Annotated in this window: 6 protein-coding genes and 1 pseudogene; all 7 read left to right on the top strand. The window is 50.9% G+C overall.

What is annotated here, in order from left to right; translation table 11 throughout:
- Positions 1–57 precede the first annotated feature (57 nt).
- Positions 58–948, top strand: coding sequence for a DMT family transporter (locus B3W37_RS05455; RefSeq protein ID WP_483175008.1), 891 nt, complete (start codon positions 58–60; stop codon positions 946–948).
- A 114-nt stretch (positions 949–1,062) separates the two neighbouring features.
- Entirely contained in the window at positions 1,063–1,659 is a 597-nt protein-coding gene (locus tag B3W37_RS05450) for a superoxide dismutase (protein WP_483171988.1), read from the top strand.
- 575 nt (positions 1,660–2,234) lie between these two features.
- Positions 2,235–3,137: a DMT family transporter gene (locus B3W37_RS05445; protein ID WP_483175007.1), complete on the top strand. Its 903-nt coding sequence runs from the start codon at positions 2,235–2,237 to the stop codon at positions 3,135–3,137.
- A 115-nt stretch (positions 3,138–3,252) separates the two neighbouring features.
- On the top strand, positions 3,253–3,702 hold the full coding sequence (gene hutP, locus B3W37_RS05440) for a hut operon transcriptional regulator HutP (protein WP_483171990.1): 450 nt from the start codon (positions 3,253–3,255) through the stop codon (positions 3,700–3,702).
- Between the two features lie 122 nt (positions 3,703–3,824).
- Entirely contained in the window at positions 3,825–5,357 is a 1,533-nt protein-coding gene (hutH, locus tag B3W37_RS05435; protein ID WP_483175006.1) for a histidine ammonia-lyase, read from the top strand.
- 15 nt (positions 5,358–5,372) lie between these two features.
- Entirely contained in the window at positions 5,373–7,409 is a 2,037-nt protein-coding gene (locus B3W37_RS05430) for a urocanate hydratase (RefSeq protein ID WP_483175005.1), read from the top strand.
- 103 nt (positions 7,410–7,512) lie between these two features.
- Positions 7,513–7,799 (top strand): annotated as a pseudogene (locus tag B3W37_RS05425) (glutamate formimidoyltransferase); the annotation flags it as partial.

Here is a 7,799-nt window from a genome sequence, read left to right as displayed (position 1 = left end):
CTTTCGGGATGGAGGTGTTTTATTTTGTGGAATGTAATCTAAAAGGGATGGAAAGGTATGAATAAGCAGCTTTGGGGAGCAATCTCATTATCACTTGCAGCCAGTATCTGGGGAAGCCTGTATGTGATAAGCAAATATGTAATGGATTATGTGCCTCCTTTTACCCTGTTGTGGCTGCGCTATCTTATCGCCGGGCTGGTGCTTTTCATTGTGATGATTCTCTGCCGCCAGCATAAGGTGGAACGGCGGGATTTAATGCTCTTGGCCTGGATCGGTTTTATCGGTTACTTCGTTTCGATAGGTGCGCAGTTTGTCGGCACCAAGTTGTCTGATGCCCACACCGGAGCACTGATTACCACCAGTTCGCCGGTATTTACGGTTTTAATGGCCCGCCCTCTACTGAAGGAAACTCTGGATGCTCGGAAATTGGCGGCTCTATTTCTGTCGATGCTGGGAATAGTGATGGTGATCGGCTTCAACCCCGAGAGTGAAAAGAGCTGGCAGGGGAGCCTGTTCCTGCTCATTGCCGCTATCACCTGGGCATTCTTATCGATTTATGTTAAAAAAGCCTCAGCCCGGTATTCGACCCTGACCATCACTACCTATGCGGTGTTATTCGCCGCTGTTTTTACCACTCCGGTTGCCATCGGAGAGATGCAGTTCTATGAAGTACGGTTGTTTGCCAGCAGCCTGGTTTGGCTGGGAACCCTATATATCGGTATTGTTTCCACCGCGATAGCGTTATTTCTCTGGAACAAAGGCATGGATCTGATGGATGCAGGAGTAGGTTCACTTTTCATGTGTTTTCAGCCTGTGGTAGGTTCAGTGCTGGGATGGCTGTGGTTGAATGAAAACCTTACGCTAAGTTTTGTTGCAGGGGCGACACTCATTTTAGCCGGGCTCATAATAGTTAACTGGCCTCGAGCTGACCAAATCCTCAATGAATAAAGCCCGCCTCTTTTGCCATCACTAATAATATAACTTTTAGCGGTTTATTGTGACTGCGGAGTTGAGAATGGTTAAAATATACTGGTATTATTAGGAAAGAAAGGAGTGGATAAAATGGCACATACCCTGCCCGATTTACCGTATTCATATGATGCTCTGGAGCCCTACTACGACCAAGAAACCGTAAGGCTGCATCATGATATGCACCACAAAGCTTATGTTGACGGCTTAAACAGTGCCGAAAGCAAATTATCCGAAGCCATCGCCAAAGGTGATTTCGCTTTGATTAAACACATCGAGCGGGAACTGGCTTTTCACGGCTCCGGGCATATCCTGCATACCATGTTCTGGGAAAATATGAAGCCGGAGGGAGGAGGCCCTGCTTACGGTGCGGTGGCGGAACTGATCGACCGCGACTTCGGGTCGTTTGATAACTTCAAGAAGTTGTTTACAGCCTCTGCGGTCGCAGTCGAAGGCTCCGGATGGGCTATACTGGCATGCCAGCCGGTATTCCGGAAACTGGTGGTATTACAGGCCGAGAAGCATCAGGATCTGACTCAATGGGGCGCGGTTCCGCTCTTAATTGTAGATGTATGGGAGCACGCCTATTATCTAAAATATCAGAACAGGCGCGCCGCCTGGGTTGAAGCCTGGTGGAACCTGGTTAACTGGGATGATGTCAACCAGAGGGTGGCTTTGATGCAAAAATAGCAAGAAGGCACCGGGCGCTATAACGCCCGGTGTCTCTGGATGCAGGACTGGCGCTTGTCAAGACATCTGGGCCGGGTCAGAAAACCCTTATACTCTCAACTAACGCGGCACTTTGCTCTATTTATGAACACTCCCAACGCTTCCCGCATTTTCTGCAGTACCAGTAGCGGGGAATATTAGTATTTTCCTCGAATAACGGTACGAATCTATGCCCTGAAAGGGCACACCACAGTCTCTTCAGCATTGGCCAAACCTCCTCTTTTGAAAGTTCGTTCTGTCCTTGTCAGATCAGGGTAAGGTCCGACTCCGGAGACAGGTATACAAGTCCTTGCTCCATAATATGGAAATCAATAAACAATGTTTCCTTAAGGTGTTATTATCTGCCTTTTAGAACATCATTTCAGGATTCGACCGCCGCAGCATTAAACTGTGCAAAACACTTGTTCAACAGGTTTTTTGCCAGCCAGGGGCTTTCTTCCTGAATGTCATTAAGGTATTCTATACTTTAGGGCTAAAAACGCTAATACATTTGCGCTTCAGCTAAAATTCTGTCAAGCCAGGAAGGGAGCCCGCTGGTGAGCGTTATTAAATCAAATCTTTTGCTGCTGCTGGTAGCAGCCATTTGGGGGCTGGCCTTCGTAGCCCAAAGAGTGGGTATGGAACACGTGGGCCCCTTTACTTTTAACGGAGTGCGGTTTATGTTGGGCGGCCTGTCGCTGCTGCCTCTGTTGTTTGTCTTCCGCGATAAAACACAATCTCTGTCCACGGAATTTAAAGACGCCCTCCTGCCGGGAATACTCGCCGGAACGGTTCTGTTTATAGCTGCTTCCCTCCAACAAATCGGACTCGTGACTACCACCGCGGGCAAGGCTGCTTTCGTGACCAGCCTGTATCTGGTACTGGTGCCGGTTCTGGGTATTTTCATAGGGCAGAGAGCTTCCGCTTCAATCTGGCTGGGGTGTATGCTGGCCATGGCGGGACTGTATTTGTTATGTATCAAAGAGGCGGCCGGCATTCAACCGGGGGACCTTCTGGAGCTGATCGGGGCACTCTTCTGGGCTTTTCACATCCTTATCATCGGCTATTTCTCTCGCCGGGTCGACGCCTTGAAGCTATCCTGGTTTCAGACCTTAACCTGTTCCATACTCAGTTTGATTACTGCAGCCTTTACTGAGACCATCGTTATGGGCAGCCTGATGGCCGCAGCCGTACCCATAGTATACGGCGGGGTATGTTCGGTGGGAATTGCTTATACCCTGCAAATAGTGGGGCAAAAACACGCGCCGCCGGCCGCAGCAGCCATTATACTCAGTATGGAAACGGTATTTGCGGTACTGGGAGGCTTTTTGTTGATTGGCGAGACCATGGATGTCCGGGAGATCATGGGCTGTGCACTGATGCTGTCCGGTATGCTGGCTTCCCAGCTGCAGGATCTGCGCAGCAATAAAACCGAAGCCTGTCAGCATTCGTATCAGTAAAAGTTCGTTAATATCTGCTGAGCGGCATTAACGTCAAAGGATATAATGGACAAAAACCAGTCATAAACATAAAATTAAAATAGTAGCTTTAGTTTATTAGAAAGCGTGTATCCGAATGGCTCACCTATCCAAGAACTTGATTGGCAAAAGTGCTTTATTGTTAGTTTTGTCAGGAGAAGACGCCAATGACAGCTATCTTAATACCTTGGAACAGCTGCAGTGGCAATGCTGTGTAGGCAAAGTAGGCTCGATGGAGTCTCACAAAGTCGTAGCTGCGATTGAAACCGCGGCCAAGAAGAATCAGCTCATCAAACCCGAGGTATACCGGGAATCTCATGCCCTCTACCACGCTATCCTGGAAGCCATGGAGGGAGTGACCCGGGGGCAGATACAGTTGGGTTCGGTTCAGCGCACCGTCGGGCTGAGGTTTTCCATTATCAAAGGCAATCCCTATGACGGCATGGAAGAGGGTCAATGGATCGCGGTGGCCTTGTATGGCACCATTGGAGCACCGATAAAGGGCCTGGAACATGAGGTGGTAGGCCTGGGCATCAATCATATCTAGCTGTTTTTTAAAACCGGATACTTTTATGAGCCTATAGCGTTTAGTTGATAGGGGGCTCTATTAGTGAAAGTCTGTGACTTTTATTAATAGAGCCTTTTTTATTAAAGAGAGGAGGTATAAAGATGGTTACATTAACCGGCCATTCCCTGACCCTGGGAGAGATCAGCGATGTGCTCTATAAGAATGAAAAAGTAAACATTTCACCGGCCAGCCTGGAAGACGTCGATTCCAGCCGCAGAGCGGTTGAGAGCATAGTAGAAAAAGGCAGAATCGTATATGGGATCACCACCGGTTTCGGAAAATTAAGTGATGTGCTGATCGATTGCGAAGATTGCCAGGAACTGCAGCTTAATTTAATCCATTCCCATGCCTGCGGAGTGGGCGAGATGTTTCCGGAAATCGTCAGCCGGGCCATTTTGCTGCTGCGTGCCAACACGCTCCTAAAGGGCTTTTCCGGGGTGCGCAGAGTGATAATCGAAACCCTGGTACGGATGCTCAATGCGCGCATTCACCCGCTCATACCCCAGCAGGGCTCGCTGGGCGCCAGCGGGGACTTGATCCCCCTCGCTCACCTGGCCCTGGCGTTAATCGGTGAGGGGAGGGTACACTATCAGGGCCAAGAATGTCCCGCCCTGGAAGCCCTGCAAGCTGAAGGAATCAAGCCTGTCATACTGCAGTCTAAAGAGGGGTTGGCTCTAATAAACGGAACTCAGGCCATGACCGCTATGGGGGCGGTGGCCTATTTGGAAGCAGAAAAACTGGCTTATCAGGCCGAGATGATTGCCGCTTTAAGCGTAGAAGGGCTGCAAGGGATTATTGACGCGTTTGATGACGCGATACACATGGCCCGTGGATATCAGGAACAGGTAGACGTCGCGCGGAGGATGCGAAACATCCTGAAAGGAAGCCAGCTGACCACCCGTCAGGGAGAGCTGAGGGTTCAGGACGCCTATTCACTGAGGTGCATCCCTCAGGTGTTCGGGGCTACCTGGCAGGTATTGGGCTATGTCAAGGAAAAGCTTGAGATCGAAATCAACGCCGCTACCGATAACCCGCTGATTTTTGATCATGGCAGCAAGGTGATCTCCGGGGGCAACTTCCATGGCCAGCCCATGGCCTTCGCTATGGATTTTCTTAAGATTGGCATGGCGGAACTGGCCAATATCGCGGAAAGACGGGTGGAACGCCTGGTGAATCCGCAGCTCAGCAATCTGCCCGCTTTTTTAAGCCCTCAGCCAGGTTTGCAATCAGGGGCCATGATACTGCAGTATTGCGCCGCTGCCCTGGTATCGGAGAATAAAACCTATGCCCACCCCGCCAGTGTCGATTCCATACCCTCCTCGGCCAATCAGGAAGACCACGTGAGCATGGGTACCATCGCCTCGCGGCACGCTTATCAAATCATACAGAATACCCGCCGGGTGCTGGCCATAGAATTGATATGCGCCCTGCAGGCCGTGGAACTGCGCGGCGCAGAAAAGCTGTCTCCGCTTACCCAGCGCTTGTATCAGGGGGCCCGCGCTGTCATCCCCGCCATCACCAGAGACAGGGTGTTTGCGGCTGATATAGAAAACGCGGCCGCCTGGCTGCGGGACGATTGGCAGGATATACTGGTATCAGATGAGCCTGAACCTATGGTTCAAATGATTATATAAGGAGGCCGGGAATTTATGGACAACCGCTATAATGCTATGCTAGTCAAGCTGGATGATGAACTGCCTGACATGCCTGATTTTTGGCCTGGAATAAGGAGAGCTCCGGCGAGAGGCTTCAGCTTGACCCCATCTCAAACGGAAACCGCTTTAAAGAACGCCTTGCGCTACGTTCCGGAAAACCTCCATGAGATTCTGGCTCCTGAGTTTTTGCAGGAGCTGATCACTTATGGCCGCATTTACGCTTACCGTTATCGCCCTCCCGGAAGGATATACGGCCAAGCGATAGATTCGTACAGCGGCAACTGTGTAGAAGGCCGGGCTTTCCAGGTGATGATAGACAATAACCTCGATTTCGAAATAGCCCTTTACCCGTATGAACTGGTTACCTACGGAGAAACCGGCTCGGTATGCCAGAATTGGCTTCAGTACCGGCTGATAAAAAAATACCTGGAAATATTGGGCCGGGATCAAACCCTGGTTGTGGAGTCGGGGCACCCTTTGGGGGTTTTTCCCTCTAAACCGGAAGCGCCGCGAGTAATAATAACTAATGCCTTGATGCTGGGCATGTTTGATAATCAGGCAGACTGGGAAGTGGCTGCGCAGATGGGAGTAGCCAACTACGGGCAGATGACTGCGGGGGGGTGGATGTATATAGGTCCGCAAGGAATCGTGCATGGGACCTTTAATACCATTCTGACCGCAGGCCGGCTGAAATTGGGAATTCCATCAGATGGAGACCTGAAGGGCAGGCTTTTTGTCACCTCGGGTTTGGGAGGCATGAGCGGAGCCCAGCCCAAAGCCATTGAGATAGCGGGCGGGGCGGGCATCATTGCCGAAGTTGATTACTCCCGCATCAAAACCAGATTCGATCAGGGCTGGGTGAGCAGAATCACTGACAGCAGAGCAGAAGCATTTGGACTGGCCGATTATTACCGGCAAAAAAAAGAAGCCATATCCATTGCCTATCATGGCAATGTGGTCGACCTTTTGGAATATGCGGTTGAGAACAACATGGACATTGACTTGCTGTCAGACCAGACTTCCTGTCATGCTGCATACAGCGGAGGCTACTGCCCGCAGGGAGTGAGCTTTGACGAAAGAGAGAAACTGCTGGCCACCGACAGGGTAAAGTTCAGGGAAGAGGTCGATAAGTCCCTGCGTAAACACTTTGAACTCCTAAAGGTTCTGGTAGAGCGGGGGGCGTATTTTTTCGACTATGGGAATTCATTTATGAAAGCGGTATTTGACGCCGGGGTCAAAGAAATATCGCGAAACGGCATAGATGAGAAAGACGGCTTCATATTCCCCTCCTATGTTGAAGACATTATGGGCCCGGAGATGTTTGATTATGGGTACGGCCCTTTCAGGTGGGTGTGTTTGAGCGGTTCGGAGCAGGATCTGGAAAAGACCGATAAAGCGGCTATGGCATGTATCGACCCGGAGCGCCGGGCTCAGGACCGGGATAATTATATCTGGATCCGGGATGCGCAGAAGCATCATCTGGTGGTAGGGACCAAGGCCAGGATACTTTATCAGGACGCCCAGGGACGGAAAAAAATCGCCTTACAGTTTAATGAAATGGTGCGCAGGGGGGAGATTGGTCCGGTAATGCTGGGAAGAGACCATCATGACGTCAGCGGTACCGATTCGCCCTTTAGGGAGACCGCCAACATCAAAGACGGCAGCAATATCATGGCTGACATGGCGGTACAGTGCTTCGCCGGCAATGCCGCCCGGGGAATGAGCTTGGTAGCCCTGCACAACGGAGGGGGAGTCGGCATAGGCAAGGCTGTAAACGGAGGCTTCGGCCTGGTGTTGGATGGCAGTGAAAGGGTCGATGGCATCATTGAATCAGCCATGATGTGGGATGTTATGGGAGGAGTAGCCAGGCGCTCATGGGCCAGGAATCCAAATTCCATAGCGACCGCTATTGAATACAACCAAACCTATCGCGGCAGGGCCCATATCACCTTGCCGTATCTCCCCGACGATAACCTGATCAAAAAAACCATACGGGGACATTCCCCAAAGGGGTGTGTCCCCAAACCTTAACCGGGCATTCCCGGCAAAGGGTGAGTCCCCGGATACTGGCAGCGATCCGCCAACCTGCTGCCTGACATATAAAGCCGACCAGTATTGAGGGAGGGTGTTTCAGATGTCCCAATTAGTCAGATTAGTGGAGTGTGTACCTAATTTCAGCGAAGGCAGGAATATCGAAACCATTCAGAAGATTTTAGTTCCGTTCTTCATGACCACCGGGGTTAAGTTGCTGGACTACAGCCCGGATAAGGACCATAACCGCACCGTGGTGACCATTATGGGAGAACCGCTGAGTGTGAAGAAAGCCATATTAGAAGCAACCGGGATTGCGGTCCAAAATATAGACCTTAGAAACCACCGGGGTGCACACCCCCGGATGGGAGCAATCGATGTAGTGCCTTT

Source organism: Syntrophomonas sp. UBA5494 (genome assembly GCF_002426325.1).
The sequence above is the reverse complement of the archived record's forward strand: the minus strand, read 5'-3'. Positions and strand labels throughout refer to the sequence as shown.

Excerpts from the sequence above, each read along its gene's own strand:
- B3W37_RS05455 (WP_483175008.1), top strand. The coding sequence starts at position 58 with ATGAATAAGCAGCTTTGGGGAGCAATCTCATTATCACTTGCAGCCAGT.
- B3W37_RS05450 (WP_483171988.1), top strand. The coding sequence starts at position 1,063 with ATGGCACATACCCTGCCCGATTTACCGTATTCATATGATGCTCTGGAG.
- hutP (WP_483171990.1), top strand. The coding sequence starts at position 3,253 with ATGGCTCACCTATCCAAGAACTTGATTGGCAAAAGTGCTTTATTGTTA.
- hutH (WP_483175006.1), top strand. The coding sequence starts at position 3,825 with ATGGTTACATTAACCGGCCATTCCCTGACCCTGGGAGAGATCAGCGAT.
- B3W37_RS05430 (WP_483175005.1), top strand. The coding sequence starts at position 5,373 with ATGGACAACCGCTATAATGCTATGCTAGTCAAGCTGGATGATGAACTG.